This window comes from Cupriavidus necator A5-1 (assembly GCF_000744095.1).
GTDB lineage: Bacteria > Pseudomonadota > Gammaproteobacteria > Burkholderiales > Burkholderiaceae > Cupriavidus > Cupriavidus necator_A.
The window spans coordinates 222,275-240,886 of the sequence record NZ_JQLI01000008.1 but is presented as its reverse complement, the minus strand read 5'-3'; the positions used below and the strand labels follow the sequence as shown (position 1 = coordinate 240,886).

The following is an 18,612-nucleotide window of genomic DNA, read 5'->3' as shown; positions in this document are numbered from 1 at the left end:
ACGCCGGACACGCCGCCGCCCCAGCAGGGCGCGCGAGTCGACGCAGTTGGTGCACCTGACAACCCTGGACGGTGCATCGCCTGCCTGCAAGACGAGATCCGGAAACGACGACAAACCGGGCGCGCAGCAGCAGATCCCAGGAGACGCCCTCGCCGCCGGATTCACCGCAAGCTGCCCGCCTTTGGCGCATGCCACCGCTGTTCGCCGTTCCCCGTCCTTCGCCGCCGCAGGCTATCCAAGAAATCCCGGTCTGAGGAGACCTTCACTATGAATCGCATCGGAGAACACCTGGTGTGGCTGGCCGTCGCCTTGCTCGGCGCGTTTGCCTTCGGCACCGTCGCGCTGGCGCGCGGCGAGGCCGTCAGCGCGCTGTGGATCGTGGTTGCCGCGCTCTGCATCTACCTGATCGCCTACCGCTACTACAGCCGCTTTATCGCCGACAAGGTGATGCAGCTCGATCCCAAACGCATGACGCCCGCCTGGCGCCACAACGACGGCCTGGACTACGTGCCGACCAACAAGGCGGTGCTGTTCGGCCACCACTTCGCGGCGATTGCCGGCGCCGGCCCGCTGGTCGGCCCGGTGCTGGCCGCGCAGATGGGCTATATGCCGGGCATGCTTTGGATCCTGGCCGGCGTGGTGTTCGCCGGCGCGGTGCAGGACTTCATGGTGCTGTTTATCTCCACGCGCCGCGACGGCCGCTCGCTGGGCGACCTGGTCAAGTCCGAGATGGGCACGGTGCCGGGCCTGATCGCGCTGTTCGGCTGCTTCATGATCATGATCATCATCCTGGCGGTGCTGGCGCTGATCGTGGTGAAGGCGCTGGCCGACTCGCCGTGGGGCACCTTCACCGTGGCGGTGACGATTCCCATTGCGCTGTTCATGGGCATCTACACGCGCTACATCCGCCCCGGCCGCATCGGCGAGGTGTCGGTGATCGGCTTCGTGCTGCTGATGCTGGCCATCATCGGCGGCCAGTACGTGCATGAAAGCGCCACGCTGGCGCCGCTGTTCACCTACGACGGCAAAGCATTGACCTGGATGCTGATCATCTACGGCTTTATCGCCGCCGTGCTGCCGGTGTGGCTGCTGCTGGCGCCGCGCGACTACCTGTCGACCTTCCTGAAGATCGGCACCATCATCGCGCTGGCCGTGGGCATCCTGATCGTCGCGCCGGAGCTGAAGATGCCGGCCTTCACGCAGTTTGCCAAGGGCGGCGGGCCGGTGTGGACGGGCAACCTGTTCCCGTTCCTGTTCATCACCATCGCCTGCGGCGCGGTGTCGGGCTTCCATGCGCTGATCTCGTCGGGCACCACGCCCAAGCTGCTGGAAAATGAATCGCACGCGCGCTTTATCGGCTACGGCGCGATGCTGGCCGAGTCCTTTGTCGCCATCATGGCCTTGGTGGCCGCTTCGGTGATCGAGCCGGGCGTGTACTTCGCCATGAACAGCCCGGCCGCCGTGATCGGCACCACGCCGGATGCGGTGGCACATGCGGTGTCGACCTGGGGCTTCGTAATCACGCCGGACGTGCTGGTGCAGACCGCCAGGGACGTCGGCGAGAACACCATCATCTCGCGCGCCGGCGGCGCGCCGACGCTGGCCGTGGGTATCGCCCATATCCTGCACCAGGTGGTGGGCGGCCAGGCCATGATGGCGTTCTGGTACCACTTCGCCATCCTGTTCGAGGCGCTGTTTATCCTGACCGCCGTCGACGCGGGCACCCGCGCCGGCCGCTTCATGCTGCAGGACCTGCTGGGCAGCTTTATCCCGTCGATGCGCAAGACCGATTCGCTGGTTGCCAACCTGACCGCCACCGCGCTGTGCGTGGCGGCCTGGGGCTACTTCCTGTACCAGGGCGTGGTCGATCCGCTGGGCGGCATCAACACGCTGTGGCCGCTGTTCGGCATCTCCAACCAGATGCTGGCCGCGGTGGCGCTGGTGCTGGGCACCTGCGTGCTGGTCAAGATGAAGCGCGGCCAGTACGCCTGGGTCACGCTGGTGCCGACCATCTGGCTGCTGGTGTGCACGCTGACCGCCGGCTGGCAGAAGCTGTTCCATGCCGATCCCAAGGTCAGCTTCCTGACCCACGCCGCGAAGTTCAGCGCCGCCATTGCCGAAGGCAAGGTGCTGGCCCCGGCCAAGTCGATGGAGCAGATGCACCGCATCGTCTTCAACGACTACCTGGATGCCGGCCTGTGCGCGCTGTTCATGCTGGTGGTGCTGTCGATCGTGTTCTACGGCTTCAAGACTGCGATGCAGGCACGCGCAGTGAACCGCCCGACCGACAAGGAAACGCCGTTCGAGCCCCTGCCGGGCGCCGCTTCGGCCCAGTAACCCGGGAGCCCGCCATGCTGGAACAACTCGGAACCATGGGGCGCTACCTGGGGCAGTCGCTGCGGCTGATGGTCGGGCTGCCTGACTACCAGACCTATGTGGCGCACATGGAAAGCACCCACCCGGACCGCGAGCCGATGAGCTACGAGGAATTCTTCCGCGAGCGCCAGGAGGCTCGCTACGGTGGCGGGCAGGGCAAGTGCTGCTGAGCACACGCTGATGCGCGGCCCGGCGCTGGTGGGCTGCAGACAAAGCAGACAGGCGATCACATGATCGCCTGTCTTTTTATTAAGTGTTGTATTTTCGCCGCGCATTTGTAACGGGCGAAGGCCGTTTCCGTAGAGGGTTACAGGGCTTTACAGGTGGTTACAGCAAGGGTAGGGCTCCTTATCTACACTTGCGTCACATCATGGCAATTCGAGGAAAAAACATATGACTCGCCATCCCGTTCGCAACCTGACTATTGCCCTCGCCCTGGCGGCCAGCGCACTGCCGGCCTTCGCGGGCGACATGAACAACGCCCTGGGCGGCGCGCTCGGCGGTGTCGCCGGTGCCGCGGTGGGCGGCGCGCTGGGTGGAAGCACCGGCGCGGTGATCGGTGGGGCAGTGGGTGGCGGCGCCGGTGGCGCAGTGACCTCCAACCGCCGCGAGCGCACGGGCGCCATCATCGGCGGCGCGCTGGGCGGCGGTGCCGGTACCGCGGCGGGCAACGCCATGGGCGGCCGCACCGGCGGCCTGATCGGTGCCGGCCTGGGGGGTGGCGCGGGTGCGGCGCTGGGCGGCAATATCTCGCGCAGCAACTCGTACGACGATGACCGCCGCTATTACAACAGCAGCTACAAGCGCAAGAAGCACAAGCACCACCATCACCACTACGACGACTAAGTCGCCGTGAGGTAAGCAAGAACGGGCCTGAATGGCCCGTTTTTCATTTGCGGCGTCTGGCATAATCGTTCGCACTACCTCGCCCGCCTGCCGGAAGCTGAAACAAAGAAGCCCGCAACCGGCGTGGGCCGGAGCGGGCTTCTTCCCCAATAAAGTAGGAGAGGCCGCCAGGGCGCTCTCCTAAAGACCTGTGGAGACCAGGTTGAAACAGAAGGGGCCGCCCCTGGAGAGGGAGCGACCCCGGATCGCGCTTGCAGGTGCCGCTGGCAGTGGCTGCGCGGCCCGGGAGGGTGGCCGCTCAGAGCGGCGCGCGATCGGTAGTGGTTTCGTACTTGGCGCCGTCGGTGAAGGCGTCGAACTTGCCGGCACGGGCGCCGTCGGTGAAGGCATCGAACTTGCCGGCACGAGCGCCGTCGGTGTACGGGTCGAACTTGCCCACCTTGGCGCCGTCGCTGTAGACGTCGAACCGGGCACCATCGGTGAACACGTCGAACTTGCCGTTCTTGGCAAAGGCCGGTGCGGCCGACAGGGCGGCGACGAGGGTGGCGACAGTGATCAGGGCGTAGCGGTTGGTTTTCATGGTTCAGCCTTCTGTGTAGCGCGGATGCCTGAGCCGTCACTTCGACGAAAGACTATGTTGCGTTGCGGCATCCAATGGCTAGATATTAGGCATTTCCCTCATATCAATAAATATCAGGAGCCACAATGATTAGTTTTACTTCGAACAATAAAGCAACCTGATTGCGTAAAAATTCAGCGCAGAACCGGGAGACTATGTCATGGATCGCCTGCAATCGATGCGTGTGTTTTCCAAGGTGGTGGAGTTGGGAAGCTTCGCGCGTGCAGCGCAGCAGCTGGAAATGTCCAATGCCGTGGTCACGCGCTACGTGGCCGACCTGGAAAGCCACCTCGGTACGCGCCTGCTCAACCGCACTACGCGCAGCCTGTCGCTGACCGACGCCGGCGAGACCTACCTGCAGCGCTGCCAGCAGATCCTGGAGGACGTGGAAGAAGCCGAGAGCGTGGTCACCGCGCGCAGCCAGTCGTTGTCGGGCACGCTGCGGCTGGTCACACCCGTGATGTTCGGGCTGCACCTGCTGCCCGATCTGCTTGCGCGCTTCCAGCAGCAATACCCGGATGTGGTGTTCGACGTGATCCTGTCGGACCGCAATGTCGATATCGTCGAAGAAGGCCGCGACGTGGCCGTGATGCTGTCCGACCTGGGCCTGGGATCGCACCTGGTGGCGCGCCCGCTGCTGTCGGCCGAGGTGGTCCTGTGTGCGTCACCCGGCTACGTGGCTGCGCATGCGCCGCTGCGCCATGCCCATGAACTGACCCACCACCGCTGCATAGCGATGCGGCTGCCCAATGCCGAGCATGAGTGGACGCTGCTGGGCCCGGAAGGCGAGGTGACCGTGCCGATCCGCCCCGGGCTGCTGTGCAGCGACGCCGAGCTGGCGCACCAGGCGGCGCTGGCCGACATGGGCGTGGCGATGCTGTCCTCGTACCTGGCGCGCCCGAATATCGAATCCGGCAAGCTGCTGCATGTGCTGCAGCAATACCAGCTGCCGCGGCGCGATGTCAGCGTGGTGTATCCCAGCCGCAAGTTCCTGCCAACCAAGGTACGCGCCTTTATCGACTTCCTGCTGGAAGAAGGGCAGGTGCGCGGCAAGGTCGCACCTGAGCCGGCCCCCGGGCGTGATGCCCAGGCTGTGCGGACCTGACGCCAGGCCGTACCCGGCCAGCAAAGCAAAAGCGCCCGGACATGCCGGGCGCTTTTGCTTTGCTGGCGCTGACAGGCGCTGCGGCGCGCTGTGGCGCGCTGTTGCCGATTACTCGCCGGCAGCCGCGGCGCGAGACTTCTTCACCGCTGGCGTCTTGGCCGGGGCCTTCTTGGCCGCGGTCTTGGTGGCCGCCGCCTTCTTGGCCGGGGCCTTGGTCGCGGCCGTCTTGGTTGCCGCGGTCTTGGCGGCCGTCTTGGTGGCTGGCGCCGCCTCGGCCTCGGCCGCGCCGCGCGAAGCCGGCTTGGCGGCGGTCTTCGCCGCCGTCTTGGCGCCCGCCTTGGGCTCGCGCGCCTCGAACTCGAAGCCGATCTTGCCGTCTGGCTGCTTGACCAGGAAGGCCTTGAAGTTGCGGCCCGTGCGCGACGACTTGAAGCCGGTCAGCAGGTCGGTCTTGCCGTCATTGAGCAGCTTGCCGATCTGTTCGCGGCTGATCTCCTGCTGCAGGATGATCTTGCCGGTGGTGAAGTCGCAGCTCTTGGGGCTGGCCACGCTGTTCTCGCAGACGTACTTCATGCCGTGCTCGAACACCGCGCCGCCGCACTTCGGGCAGGTGCCCACCGGCTCCTGGCCGCTGAAGTCGACCGGCTCGCCATCGCCTTCCTCGTCGTTCTGGCCGAAGTCGAATTCCATCTTGTAATGGCCTTCGTCGTCCTTGGCCAGCTTCAGGATGGCCGCGAACGGGCGGCCCATCTTGCTGCGGAAGCCCTGCAGCGGACCGATCTCCTTCTTCAGCAGCAGCTCCTCGACCTCTTCGATCTCGAACTGGCGCCCGCCCGGGATCTTGCTGATCGAGAACTCGCACGCGGTGCAGGCAAAGCGGCGGTAGTTTTCCTTGACCTGCCCGCCGCACTGCGGGCATGGCGTGTCCAGCGTGGCGTAGTCGCCCGGGATGGTGTCGCTGTCGTACTCCTTGGCGCGCTTGACGATCTGCTGCGTCATCTGCGCGATCTCGAGCATGAACTCGTCGCGCTTCAGGCGCCCGCGCTCGATCTGCGAGAGCTTGTGTTCCCACTCGCCGGTCAGCTCGGCCTGCGTCAGTTCCTGCACGCCCAGGCCGCGCAGGAGCGTCATCAGCTGGAACGCCTTGGCGGTCGGGATCAGTTCGCGGCCTTCGCGCACCAGGTACTTTTCCGTCAGCAGGCCTTCGATGATGGCCGCGCGCGTGGCCGGCGTGCCCAGGCCCTTGCCGGCCATGGCTTCGCGCAGCGCGTCGTCGTCCACCAGCTTGCCGGCGCCTTCCATCGCGGACAGCAGCGTGGCTTCGTTGTAGCGGGCGGGCGGCTTGGTCGAGAGGCCCACGCTCTCGACCTTGTCGGTCTTGACCTTCTCGTCCTTGGCCACCGGCACCAGGTTGGCGGCATCCTTGTCGCCTTGCGCCTCGCGGCCGTAGATCACCAGCCAGCCCGGGTTGACCAGCACCTTGCCTTCCGTCTTGAAGTGGTGGCCGGCAACTTCCGTGATGCGGGTCGTGACCTGGAACTCGGCCGCCGGGAAGAACACCGCCAGGAAGCGGCGCACCACCAGGTCGTACAGCTTCTGCTCGGGCTCGGACAGGTTCTTGGGCGCCTGCAGCGTCGGGATGATGGCGAAGTGGTCGCTGATCTTGCTGTTGTCGAAGATGCGCTTGTTCGGCCGTACCCAGCCCTGCGCCAGGATCTTCTTGGCGTGCGGCAGGTAGTTGGGCGAGCTGTCGGTCAGCATGTCCATGGTCTGCTTGACCGTGTCCAGGTAGTCCTCGGGCAGCGCGCGCGCATCGGTACGCGGGTAGGTCAGGACCTTGTGCTTTTCATACAGCGCCTGCGCCAGGCCCAGCGTGTTCTTGGCCGAGAAGCCGAAGCGCGAGTTGGCCTCGCGCTGCAGCGTGGTCAGGTCGAACAGCGCCGGCGACTGCTGTGTCGATGGCTTGGATTCCTCGGTGACGGTGCCCGGCTTGTCGCGGCAGGCGGCGACGATGCTCTTGGCCTCGGCCTCGCTCCACAGGCGCGACTCGCGTGCCTCGGGATCGAACTCGTTCTTCTTGAACTTGGGATCGAACCAGCGGCCTTCATACAGGCCGGCGGCGGCGATGAACTCGGCGTGCACTTCCCAGTAGTCGCGCGGCACGAAGTGCTTGATCTTCTCTTCGCGCTCCACCACGATCGACAGCGTCGGCGTCTGCACGCGGCCCACGGTGGTCAGGAAGAAGCCGCCGCCCTTGCTGTTGAAGGCGGTCATGGCGCGGGTGCCATTGATGCCGACCAGCCAGTCGGCCTCGGAGCGGCAGCGCGCGGCATCGGCCAGCGGCAGCATGTCTTCGTCTTCACGCAGGCTGGCGAAGCCGTCGCGGATCGCCTGCTGCGTCATCGACTGCAGCCACAGCCGGCGCACCGGCTGCTTGGCCTTGGCCTGCTGCGCGATCAAGCGGAAGATCAGCTCGCCTTCGCGCCCCGCGTCGCAGGCGTTGATCAGCGCGGTGACGTCCTTGCGCTTGATCAGGCGGTTGAGCACCTTCAGGCGCGACTCGGTCTTGGGAATCGGGCGCAGGTCGAAATGCGGCGGGATCACCGGCAGATTGGCAAAGCTCCACTTGCCGCGCTTGACCTCGTATTCGTCCGGAGCGGCGATCTCGACCAGGTGGCCGACTGCCGAGGACAGCACGTAGTCGTCGCTCTCGAAATACTCGTCGTGCTTGGTGAACCCCCCGAGGGCACGGGCGATATCCGCCGCGACCGACGGCTTTTCCGCGATGATGAGGGCTTTTGACATTGGAAAGGGTCCTTGCGAGCCGCTTCCGGCAACCCGCTAATGCACTGCAAACGAAGTAATCAGAACGCCGGGAGGCTTTGAGGCGCCAATAATAAGCGCGGTATCAACGGCGGTGCAAGCAAGCCCCGCCGCGGCTTACCGCGCCGCCAGAGCTTAACCTAGGCGGCACCGCGGCTTCCGGCAAGTAACCAGTCCAGCACTTGCGGCACATCGTCGGCACTTGCCGGCATCGCTGCACCGCGCGTCAGCATACGCTCCAGCACCTCGATATGCGGCAGGAGCGTGCCGTAGAACTGCGGCGTGCCGCCCGACGCCGGCTGCACCAGCACCGTCGGGAAGTTCTCGATATCGATATCGCCGAGGTCGTCCGCATGCGTCTCGATGTCGATCCAGACAAAGCAATCCTCCGGATGGCGCCCGGCCAGGGCCGTCAGTGCCGGCAGGTAGTCCCGGCAGGTGCCGCACCACTGCGCGCACAGGCAGGCAACCAGGCGGCCCTGCGGCCGCGCCGCCAGGCACTCGGCGATGGCGTCGGCATCACGCTCGGGGAAGTAAACGGTCATGGCATCGGAAACATGAGGCGCCCGCGGCACGCGGACAGCTCGCGATTGTATCGGTATTGCGCTCCGGCCCCCTCGGGGCGCCTCGCGGGCGGCTCAACCAAGGCGCCGGAACAGGTTTCCCGGTAGACGCTCGGCGTGGCCGGCCAGTTCCAGTTCGAGCAGGCGCACCGCGACGGCTTCCGGGGGCTGGCCGCTGCGCTCGCACATCGCGTCCAGCCTAACGGGATCGTAGCCGAGTGCGGCCAGCAGGGGGTCGGAAGGGTCGGCAAAGTCAGAAAAGTCCGGTTGGCCCGGCTGGTCGGGTGGGGCGGAGGCGGGGGTGGCCGCAGGGCTGGGTACGCTCGTGCCGGCGTCTGGCGCGAGGGCGGGCAGGCCCACTTCGTCCACCAGCACGTCCCGCGGGCATTCCACCAGCTTCGCGCCCTGGCCGATCAGCAGGTGGCAGCCTTTGGACAGCGGCGCGTGGATCGACCCCGGGATGGCGAACACATCGCGCCCGAGTTCGGCAGCCAGCCGCGCCGTGATCAGCGAACCCGAGCGTGCCGCCGCCTCGACGACCAGCACGCCGCGCGCCAGCGCCGCGATGATCCGGTTGCGCCGCGGGAAGTTGCCGGCCAGCCCGCGCATGCCCAGCGGGAATTCGGTGACGATGGCACCGCGTTCGGCCACCTCGTGCGCCAGCGCCAGGTTCTCGCGCGGATAAACGATATCGGCGCCGGTGCCGGACAGCGCGCGCCCGAAGGCCTGCGCATTGCGCCTGCCCTGCGTGGTGGCGCCGCGCGCGCCGACGATGGCCACCGCGGGGCGCGCCAGCAGCGTGGGATCGCCTTTGATATATAGCAGCGGCGGCGGATCGGGCAGGTCGAACAGGCGCGCGGGGTAGGCGTCGTCGGCCAGCGTGACGAGGTGGTTGCCGGGGGTGTCGAGCCAGGCGAGCGTGCGCGCGGCCAGCGCCGACAGCGCGGCGCCGGGCGCGGCCAGCACCGCACGCGCCTGCTTTTTCGGCACCACCGAGGACAGCGCCTCGACGCTCTGCGCCAGCACTTGATGCGGCAGCCCGAACGCGGCCAGCAGCAGGCGCGCGGCCACCGGGCCGACCCCGGGCGCACAAGCCAGCCGCAGCCACGCCATCACGTCATCGGGGTCGCGCGTGCTGTCGCGCCGCGCCGGGCCGGCGGCGGCGTTGCCTGGAACAGCGGCGGCCGCCAGCCAGGTTCCGACCAAGGCCGGCTCAGCGCGGCGAGGTGGCGCGATCGCCCACCGAGATCACGTTGGAGGCGTCGGTCACCAGCGCGTACGCCACGCCGGGGAACACGCGGAAGACAAAGGCCAGCCCGTAGCGTTCGTCCGGCAGGCGGATGTTGCGGTTGCTGTCGGTCTTGTCGTGCACGATCTCGCCGGCGCGCGACAGCGCCAGCACCTGACCGGGCTCGAGCCCTGCCTTGCTGCCGACGTTGAGCACCACCACCTGCTTGGCGCCGCCGTACTGCACGCCGCCGAAGACCTTGGCGACACGACCGTCGACCTCGGTGTCGGGCGCATGCGGCACGTAGCGCACGGCTTCGCGGGCGGGCTGCGGCATCAGCATCGTGCCCACCCCCATCTCCTGCTGGGCCTGGGTGACCTGCAGCGTCGACACCGCGTCCGGGCCCTGCGCACCGCGCGCCAAGCGGGCGTTGCCTTCGTATTCGGCCTCGTAGCCCAGCACGGCATTGGTGACGGGGTCGCGCACCGGGGTGACCGGGCGGTAGGCCTGCCAGTCGCTGCCCGGCGGCGCGTCGACGGCGATGCCGCGCGCGTAGGCATTGTCGTCGCGGCCCAGGTACACGCGCGACTCGGGCACCGCGACGATGCGTGCGGAGGTGGCGAGCGTGCCTTCGTCGACCACCAGCGGGCGGATCAGGAAGGGCTCGATATCGCCGGCGGGGATGCTCAGGATGGCGGCGCTGTCGGCGTCGCCGCCGCGCGTGCGCGGCGACAGGTGCACCGTGCCGCTGCCCCCGGGCGTGGTCGAGAGCCAGGCGCGTCCGTCACGCTGGATCAGGTACAGGATCTGGCCTGGATAGATCAGGTGCGGGTTGCGGATCTGCTGCTGGTTCATGCCCCACAGCTCGGGCCAGCGCCAGGGCTGGCGCAGGTAGCGGCCCGAGATCCCCCACAGCGTGTCGCCGGTGCGCACGGTGTACTGCGACGGCGCATTGGGGGCGAGTTCTGAAACGGGGATGCCCTGCTGGGCGATGCGCTGGGCCTCGGCCTGCTGCGCCGGCGTGACCGTGAGGTCCACGGCCAGTGCCGGCAGGCTGGCCGCGGCTGTGAGGCCGGCAGCACTCAGCAAGAGGAGGGGGAACGCGTGCAGCCTGCGGCCCGACGCCGCCTGGTGTTCTTTGGTAAGATCGCGCATTTTCCTGACCGGCCGGTGGTTCGGCCGGATTGACCCGGGAGAGCGTGCCTGCTGCGGCGCGCCTTGAATTTTTGTACTTGCGCCCCGATTCTGCATGTAAACACTGTCCGCCGCAACGCGGCCGGTGCGCCGGCAGCGGCCGGCGTTGCGCCCTAGCATCATGGCAAAACTCGACATCCTGACCTACCCCGATCCCCGCCTGCACACCGTTGCCAAACCCGTGGCCGCGGTGGACGACCGCATCCGCCAGCTGGTCAAGGACATGGCTGACACCATGTATGAAGCGCCTGGCATCGGACTGGCCGCGACCCAGGTCAACGTGCACGAGCAGGTGGTGGTGATCGACATCTCCGAAACGCGCGACCAGCTCCAGGTCTTCATCAACCCGGAAATCATCTGGGCCAGCGAGAACCGCAAGGTGTGGGAAGAGGGCTGCCTGTCGGTGCCCGAGGTCTACGACCGCGTCGAGCGCCCGGACCGCGTGCGCGTGCGCGCGCTCAACGAGAAGGGCGAGAGCTTCGAGCTTGACGCCGACGACCTGCTGGCCGTGTGCATCCAGCACGAGATCGACCACCTGCGCGGCAAGGTCTTCGTGGAATACCTGTCGCCGCTCAAGCTCAACCGCATCAAGAGCAAGCTGCAGAAGCGCGAACGCACGCGCATGTAAGCGGCGCCCCTCACGAAGATGTAACAGCCCGCCGGAATCCGGCCACCAGCGCGTGGCGCCCGCGTGGTGTCTGTTATCTTTATGACTTCCGAAGAACGAAGGTACCGGCCGCTATAGCGGCCGGTTCTGCTTTAGGGCCTACCGGTCCTGACGCCAGCAAGCCCCGGAACCTGCCATGTCGCAAGCCTCCCAAGCCAGACCCCTGCGTGTCGCCTTTGCCGGCACACCCGAGTTCGCGCGCGTCGCGCTTGAAGCCATCCACGCAGCCGGCCTTCCCGTCGTGGCCGTGCTCACACAGCCGGACCGGCCCGCCGGCCGCGGCATGCAGCTGCAGGCCAGCCCGGTCAAGCAGTACGCTGTCGCCAGCGGGCTCGGCCCGGTGCTGCAGCCGCGCTCGCTGCGCCGCCAGGGCAAGTATCCGGAAGAAGCCGCGGCCGCGGTGGACACACTGGCTGAGATCGGCCCCGACGTGCTGGTGGTGGCTGCCTACGGCCTGATCCTGCCGGCCGAGGTGCTGGCGCTGCCGCGCCTGGGCTGCCTCAATATCCACGGCTCGCTGCTGCCACGCTGGCGCGGCGCGGCACCGATCCACCGTGCCATCGAAGCGGGCGATGCCGAGACCGGCATCACGCTGATGCAGATGGACGAAGGCCTGGACACCGGCGACATGCTCACGCGTGAAGCGGTGCCGATCGGCCCCGAGGACACCACCGGCACGCTGCACGACACGCTGGCCGCGCTGGGCGCGCGCATGATCGTCGAGGCGCTGACGGAACTGGACGCGGGCCGCACCCTCACCGCCACGCCGCAGCCGGAAGCGGGCGTCACCTACGCCGAGAAGATCGCCAAGGACGAGGCGCCGCTGGACTTGCGCCGCCCGGCGGTGGAACTGGCCAACCAGGTGCGCGCGTTCAATCCGTTCCCGGGTGCAACGGTGCAGGTCGGCGACACCATGATCAAGTGCTGGCACGCCGTGCCGCTTGCCGCTGCCAGCAGCCTGCCGCATCCGCCTGGTACGGTACTCGCGGCCGATGCCGCCGGCATCCTCATCGCCTGCGGCGACGGCAGCGCACTGCTGGTCACCGAGCTGCAAAAGCCGGGCGGGCGCCGCCAGCCGGCGCAGCAGTTCCTGCAGGGCATGCCGCTGGTGCCGGGTACGCGCTGCGCGGTGCCCGGGGACGGCCCGAGCCCGGCATAATCTGGCTCGCATGGTGGCATATGTGCCGGCAAGGTCGCCCGGCCGGCCCATTGCCCATCGCGCCGGGTGCGCGGCTCGCCATCGCGTGGCGCGCAGGGCCCGGACCTTGCCCAGCCGTTGAATTTTCGGGTATCGGTCCCTATCTAACGGTCATCGCGCCAGCTTTCCCGGCTGGGCGCGAATCACGCGATTCGCGATTACACGGAGATCACCGCAATGTTCAACTGGGTCAAGACCTTCATGCTGATGGCGGCCATCACGGCGCTGTTCATCGTCATCGGCGGCATGATCGGCGGGCGCAGCGGCATGATGTTCGCGCTGCTGATCGCGCTGGGCATGAACTTCTTCTCCTACTGGTTCTCGGACAAGATGGTCCTGCGCATGTACAACGCGCAGGAAGTCGATGCCGGCAGCGCGCCGCAGTTCTACGGCATGGTGCAGGAGCTGGCGCAGCGCGCCGGGCTGCCGATGCCGCGGGTGTACCTGATCAATGAAGACGCGCCCAACGCGTTTGCTACCGGCCGCAACCCGGAACACGCCGCTGTGGCCGCCACCACCGGCATCCTGCGCGTGCTGTCCGAGCGCGAGCTGCGCGGCGTGATGGCGCACGAGCTGGCGCACGTGCGCCACCGCGACATCCTGACCTCGACCATCGCCGCGACCATGGCCGGTGCCATTTCCGCGCTGGCCAATATGGCGATGTTCTTTGGCGGGCGCGACGAGAACGGCAACCGCAGCAACCCGATCGCCAGCATTGCCGTGGCGATCCTGGCGCCGCTGGCGGCCTCGCTGATCCAGATGGCGATCTCGCGCGCGCGTGAATTCGAAGCCGACCGCGGCGGCGCCGAGATCTGCGGCGACCCGCAAGCGCTGGCCAGCGCGCTGGACAAGATCCACCGCTACGCGCAGGGCATCCCGTTCCAGGCGGCCGAGGAGCACCCGGCTACGGCGCAGATGATGATCATGAACCCGCTGTCGGGCGGCGCCATCGCCAACCTGTTCTCGACCCACCCGGCCACCGAGGAGCGCATCGCACGGCTGATGCAGATGGCGCAGACGGGTACGTACCCGGCCTGATCGCCTGCTCCCGGCCCCGCCAGGGGCCGGAAAACCGGCCCCGGCCCGCGCACAGGGTAAACTGCCCGCTGTTTCCGCATGGACCGGCGGGCTTTTTCATGGCCCGCGCCGTGCGTCGCGATTCAACCACCTTTACTGCCTTAGCTGCTGCCTGACCGATATGCGCCTGCCTCCCGATTCGCTTGCCTTCCAGATGCTCGGCGCCGCCGCCGCGGTACGTGCCGTCAGCGAAGGCACCGCCTTGCCTCAGGCGATCGAGGACGCCGCCGCGCAGCTGCGCCTGGACCGCGTGCGCGATGCCGCCACGCGCGGCGCGCTGCAGGACATCGCCTATCGCACCATGCGCCAGTTCGGCACCGCGCGTGCGCTGGTGACCAAGCTGGTCACGCGCCCGCCCGGCGCACAGGTCGACTCGCTGCTGGCGGTGGCCCTGGCCTTGCTGCTGGAACACGCACCGGGCCCGCGCGACAAGCAGGACAATGCGGACAAAGACCAGCAGGACGGGGACGCGGGCCGCCCCGGCTACAGCACCTTCACGGTGGTCGACCAGGCGGTGAGCGCCGCCGCCTCCGAACCCAAGACCGCGCACGCACGCGGCCTGGTCAATGCGGTGCTGCGCCGCTTCCTGCGCGAACGCAAGGCGCTGCTGGCCGACGTCAACCGCGACGAGCAGGCGCGCTGGAACCTGCCGCCGTGGTGGCTGCGCATGCTGCGCGAGGCCTACCCAGACCAATGGATGACGCTGGCCGCGAGCGCCAACGTGCGCCCGCCGATGACGGTACGCGTGAACACCGCGCGCACCTCGGTCCAGCAATACCAGACCGACCTCGCCAATGCCGGCCTGGCCGGCACCGTGGTCGGCCCGCAGGCCGTGCGCCTGATCCGCGCGGTGCCGGTAACGCAGTTGCCGGGCTTTGCCGAAGGCGTGGTGTCGGTGCAGGATGCCGGCGCGCAACTGGCCGCGCCGCTGCTGGAAGTGGCCGACGGCATGCGCGTGCTCGACGCTTGCGCCGCGCCCGGCGGCAAGACCGGCCACCTGCTGGAACTGGCCGATATCGATGTAACCGCAGTGGAGAGCGATCCGCAGCGCGCCACCCGCATCGGCGAGAACCTGGCCCGCCTGGGCAAGGAAGCAAAGATCGTGGTGGGCGATGCCAGCCGGCCCGCCGACTGGTGGGACGGCCAGCCATTCGACCGCATCCTGGCCGACGTGCCGTGCTCGGCCTCGGGCATCGTGCGGCGCCATCCCGATATCCGCTGGCTGCGCCGCGACACCGATATCGCCAAGCTGATCACCGAACAGCGCCGCATCGTCTCGCAGCTGTGGCCGCTGCTCAAACCGGGCGGTATCCTGGTCTACGTCACCTGTTCTATTTTCCCAACGGAAGGCGAGGAGCAGGCGCGCTGGTTTGGTGCACAGCTGGCAGATGCGATACGATTGCAGGCGCCGGGGCAGCTGCTGCCCGGCACCCGAACCACGCAAATGGCTGGCGAACAAGGTGAAAAGGAAGCCGGCCAGGCCAGCCTGCCATCGGATCACGATGGCTTCTTCTACGCCCGCTTCCAGAAACGCGCCTGATCTGATCCGATGCTGAGCATGCCGCGCCTGTCAGACTGCCGCGCGACCGTGGACACTACGGCGGACAAGGCGTGCCTGCTTTCGCCCCACCACGGCGCGGCCAGGCGTGGCACGCTGGTGCGCTGGTATCTGGCCCTGGTGCTGGCACTGGCGACACTGCTGCTGCAGCCGCCTGTGGTGCAAGCACAGGTCATCGAAGCCACCGAAGCGCGCATCGAATACCAGGACGGCGGTTTCGAACTCGCCGCCAGTTTCGATTTCGACCTGCCGCCCGCGCTCGAAGACGCGCTGCACAAGGGCATCTCCCTCTATTTCGCGGTCGACTTCCAGCTTTCGCGTTCGCGCTGGTACTGGTTCGACGAAAAGCCCGTCAACACCAGCCGCAGCGTGCGCCTGTCGTACCAGCCGCTGACGCGCCAGTACCGTGTCTCGACCGGCGGCCTGCAGCTGCCGTTCACACGCCTGAAGAGCGCGCTGCAATTCATCCAGCGCGTGCGCGGCTGGCGCGTGTTCGAGCGCAATACAGTCAAGCCGGGCGAGAGCTACCACGCTGAAGTGCGCATGCGGCTCGACCTGTCGCAGCTGCCCAAGCCATTCCAGATCAATGCCGTCAATACGCGCGACTGGAACCTGGCGTCGGACTGGCGGCGCTTTATCTACACGGTGCCGACGGACCTGAACGCGGCGCCACCACCACCTCCGCCGCCACCGCCTGCGCCGCCCGCACCGTCCCCGGCTCCCGCATCGCCGCCGCTGCCGGCTTCGCCCGCCGTGCCCGCGCCGGCATCGGTGCCGGGCGCGCCCGCCGCCGCCAACGATGTGCGCGGCACTGTCTTCATGCAGGCGGCGTCGACCGCGCTGTCGCCCACGTTGCTGGCGCAGCCCGCATCGAGCCAGCCATGAACACCTCGCTGTGGGACAGCCGGTTCCGGCGCGTGCTGTACCGCATCGTGGCCGGAATCATCGTCTTCCTGGCACTGGTGCTGGTGGGGCTGCTGGCCGGCGCGTCGGCCAACACCGAATTCTTCGATCGCTATTTCACGCTGCTGTTCAAGGTGAACCTGGTGATCGGCGGGCTGCTGGTGCTGATCATTGGCGCGCTGGCGCTGACGCTGTGGCTGCGCTATCGCCGCGGCAAGTTCGGCACGCGACTGATGACCAAGCTCGCCGTGTTCTTCGGCGTGGTGGGCGTGCTGCCGGGCGTGCTGATCTACCTGGTATCGCTGCAGTTCGTCTCGCGCAGCATCGAGTCCTGGTTCGACGTGCGCGTGGAAACCGCGCTCGAGGCGGGCCTGAACCTGGGCCGCTCCACCATCGACAGCTCGCTCGCCGACCTGCAGGTCAAGGCGCGGCTGATGGCCGACCAGCTCTCCGGTTCCACCGGCGTGGCCACCTCGCTGCAGCTAAACCGGTTGCGCGAGCAGTACGGCATCCAGGAAGCGGCGATCTTCACCGGCAGCGGCCGCGTGCTGGCGACCGCGTCGAGCAACTATGCCACGCTGGTGCCCGACCTGCCGTCGGGCGTGCTGGCCGAGCAGGCACGCCTGGCCGGCGGCTTTGCGGCGGTTGAGGGTGGCACCGACCCGTCCACCGACAGCGGCCGGGGCGCCGAGCGCGTCGACAGCAGCCACTTGTACCGGCTGCGCGTGATCATTCCGCTGGGCGCGGCGCCGACCGCGACGCAGGACATGGTCGCGGGCGCCAGCGTGCCGCGCGCGGCACCGAAGTCGCGCTGGGCCGGCTCCGGCCTGTCGGTCGAGCGCCGACAGGAAGAGTCCCCCTCCAGCGGCTTCGGCCTGGTCGGCGAGACCGTGCGCGAAGAGCGCTACCTGCAGGTGCTGCACCCGGTGCCGGCGGTGCTCGCGCGCAATGCCGACGAGGTCCAGCGCGCGTACCAGGAATACCAGGAAAAGGCGCTGGGCCGCACCGGCCTGCGCAAGATGTATATCGGCACGCTGACGCTGACGCTGTTCCTGGCGGTGTTCATCGCGGTGATGCTGGCGCTGCTGCTGGGCGGACAGCTGGCGCGGCCGCTGCTGATGCTGCTGCAGGGGACCAAGGAAGTGGCCGAGGGCGACCTCTCGCCCAAGCGCGAGCTGAAGAGCCGCGATGAACTCGGCATGCTGACGCAGCAGTTCAACCAGATGACGCGCCAGCTGGCCGAGGCGCGCCTGGCCGTCGAAGAAAACCGCGCCGCGCTGGAGCAGTCCAAGGCCTACCTGGAAAGCGTGCTGCAGAACCTGACCGCGGGCGTGCTGGTATTCGACCGCCGCTTCGTGCTGATCACCGCCAATCCGGGCGCCGAGCGCATCTTCCGCCAACCGTTTGCCGCGGTGCTGGGCCTGCCGGTGGAGCAGATCCCTGGCATGGGGCCCTTCGGCGAGATCGTGCGCCAGGCCTTCTCGGACCAGAACACCAGCGAGGTGCTGGGTGGCGCCGAGCACTGGCAGAAGCAGATCGAACTGCCACACGGCAATATTGGCAACGAGGAACAACCGCTCACGCTGCTGGTGCGCGGCGCGCGCCTGCCCGGCGGCGAGCGCGACGAGCCCGGCTATGTGGTCGTGTTCGACGATATTTCCGATGTGATTTCCGCTCAACGCTCGGTGGCATGGGGCGAAGTGGCGCGGCGCCTCGCGCACGAGATCAAGAACCCGCTGACGCCGATCCAGCTGTCGGCCGAGCGGCTGCAGATGAAGCTCTCGCCCAAGCTGGAAGGCACCGATGTGGATGTGCTAAAGCGCGGCGCGGCCACGATCGTTAACCAGGTGGCGGCGATGAAGCGCATGGTCGATGACTTCCGCGACTACGCACGCACGCCGCCGGCGGTGCTGCAATCGCTGCAGCTCAACAGCCTGGTGGCGGACGTGCTGCACCTGTACGGTATCGACGATCCGGCGGTGCACGAGCACCCGGTGATCCATCCGACGCTGGGCGCGGGCCTGCCTGATATCAAGGGCGATCCCACGCAGTTGCGCCAGGTCATCCACAACCTGCTGCAGAACGCGCAGGATGCGGCCGCGGAGAACGTGGTGGCGGGTAGGGCCGCGCCCCATATCACTCTGAACACCGAGACTGTAGAATACAAAGATTCTGCCGGCGAAAACCGGCAGGCCGTCAAGCTCACCATTGCGGACAATGGTCCCGGCTTTGCACCACGAATCCTGAGCCGTGCGTTCGAGCCCTATGTGACCACGAAAGCCAAGGGCACGGGTCTCGGGCTCGCGATGGTAAAAAAGATCATTGACGAACACGGTGCGCGCATCGAGCTGCGCAATCGCATGGAAGGTGCGGAGGTGGTCGGTGCACAGATCTCGATCCTGTTCGTTAAACTGGCATAGTCAAACATTGGCGTCCGGTCCCGGAACGCTGCGGT

The 18,612-nt window shown here is 67.6% G+C and carries 15 protein-coding genes; 10 read left to right on the top strand and 5 right to left on the bottom strand.

What is annotated here, in order from left to right; all coding sequences use genetic code 11:
• The first annotated feature begins 267 nt into the window (after nt 1–267).
• The 3 genes from K307_RS25300 (at nt 268) to K307_RS25290 (ending at nt 3,222) form a co-directional block, all read left to right on the top strand.
• Nucleotides 268–2,337, top strand: a complete 2,070-nt coding sequence (locus K307_RS25300) for a carbon starvation CstA family protein (protein WP_042883611.1) — start codon at nt 268–270, stop codon at nt 2,335–2,337.
• Between the two features lie 14 nt (nt 2,338–2,351).
• On the top strand, nt 2,352–2,546 hold the full coding sequence (locus K307_RS25295) for a YbdD/YjiX family protein (RefSeq protein ID WP_010811333.1): 195 nt from the start codon (nt 2,352–2,354) through the stop codon (nt 2,544–2,546).
• Between the two features lie 223 nt (nt 2,547–2,769).
• Nucleotides 2,770–3,222: a hypothetical protein gene (locus tag K307_RS25290; protein ID WP_042883610.1), complete on the top strand. Its 453-nt coding sequence runs from the start codon at nt 2,770–2,772 to the stop codon at nt 3,220–3,222.
• Between the two features lie 298 nt (nt 3,223–3,520).
• Here the strand turns inward: K307_RS25290 and K307_RS25285 are convergent, their stop codons facing one another.
• Nucleotides 3,521–3,802 (bottom strand): hypothetical protein, encoded by a 282-nt coding sequence (locus K307_RS25285; RefSeq protein ID WP_042883609.1) that lies wholly within the window; start codon nt 3,800–3,802, stop codon nt 3,521–3,523.
• Nucleotides 3,803–4,001: 199 nt separating this feature from the next.
• On the opposite strand from K307_RS25285, the gene K307_RS25280 reads away from it, so the two are divergent.
• Nucleotides 4,002–4,946, top strand: a complete 945-nt coding sequence (locus K307_RS25280) for a LysR family transcriptional regulator (RefSeq protein ID WP_042883608.1) — start codon at nt 4,002–4,004, stop codon at nt 4,944–4,946.
• A gap of 108 nt (nt 4,947–5,054) precedes the next feature.
• Here K307_RS25280 and K307_RS25275 read toward each other — a convergent pair whose 3' ends face one another.
• The 4 genes from K307_RS25275 to K307_RS25260 form a co-directional block, all read right to left on the bottom strand.
• The gene (locus K307_RS25275; RefSeq protein WP_042883607.1) at nt 5,055–7,751 is read right to left on the bottom strand and encodes a DNA topoisomerase III; all 2,697 of its coding nucleotides are present in this window, start codon (nt 7,749–7,751) and stop codon (nt 5,055–5,057) included.
• A 158-nt stretch (nt 7,752–7,909) separates the two neighbouring features.
• Nucleotides 7,910–8,314, bottom strand: a complete 405-nt coding sequence (locus K307_RS25270) for a thioredoxin family protein (RefSeq protein ID WP_042883606.1) — start codon at nt 8,312–8,314, stop codon at nt 7,910–7,912.
• Between the two features lie 93 nt (nt 8,315–8,407).
• Nucleotides 8,408–9,538 carry a DNA-processing protein DprA gene (locus K307_RS25265; RefSeq protein WP_419187177.1) on the bottom strand — a complete coding sequence of 377 codons (1,131 nt, stop codon included), beginning with the start codon at nt 9,536–9,538 and terminating at the stop codon, nt 8,408–8,410.
• 7 nt (nt 9,539–9,545) lie between these two features.
• Nucleotides 9,546–10,715 (bottom strand): LysM peptidoglycan-binding domain-containing protein, encoded by a 1,170-nt coding sequence (locus K307_RS25260; protein WP_042883605.1) that lies wholly within the window; start codon nt 10,713–10,715, stop codon nt 9,546–9,548.
• 160 nt (nt 10,716–10,875) lie between these two features.
• Here K307_RS25260 and def point away from each other — a divergent pair, with 160 nt between their 5' ends.
• From def to K307_RS25230, 6 genes are all read left to right on the top strand, one after another.
• A complete protein-coding gene (def, locus tag K307_RS25255; RefSeq protein ID WP_042883604.1) occupies nt 10,876–11,382 on the top strand; it encodes a peptide deformylase in 507 nt (168 codons plus the stop codon).
• Nucleotides 11,383–11,557: 175 nt separating this feature from the next.
• Nucleotides 11,558–12,580 (top strand): methionyl-tRNA formyltransferase, encoded by a 1,023-nt coding sequence (gene fmt, locus K307_RS25250; RefSeq protein ID WP_042883603.1) that lies wholly within the window; start codon nt 11,558–11,560, stop codon nt 12,578–12,580.
• 216 nt (nt 12,581–12,796) lie between these two features.
• The gene (htpX, locus tag K307_RS25245) at nt 12,797–13,657 is read left to right on the top strand and encodes a zinc metalloprotease HtpX (RefSeq protein ID WP_042883602.1); all 861 of its coding nucleotides are present in this window, start codon (nt 12,797–12,799) and stop codon (nt 13,655–13,657) included.
• Between the two features lie 160 nt (nt 13,658–13,817).
• Nucleotides 13,818–15,236, top strand: coding sequence for a 16S rRNA (cytosine(967)-C(5))-methyltransferase RsmB (rsmB, locus tag K307_RS25240; protein ID WP_042883601.1), 1,419 nt, complete (start codon nt 13,818–13,820; stop codon nt 15,234–15,236).
• Nucleotides 15,237–15,245: 9 nt separating this feature from the next.
• Nucleotides 15,246–16,139 (top strand): DUF4390 domain-containing protein, encoded by an 894-nt coding sequence (locus K307_RS25235; RefSeq protein ID WP_042883600.1) that lies wholly within the window; start codon nt 15,246–15,248, stop codon nt 16,137–16,139.
• Nucleotides 16,136–18,577, top strand: coding sequence for a sensor histidine kinase (locus K307_RS25230; RefSeq protein ID WP_042883599.1), 2,442 nt, complete (start codon nt 16,136–16,138; stop codon nt 18,575–18,577). The genes K307_RS25235 and K307_RS25230 overlap by 4 nt, the downstream gene beginning before the upstream one ends.
• Nucleotides 18,578–18,612 lie beyond the last annotated feature (35 nt).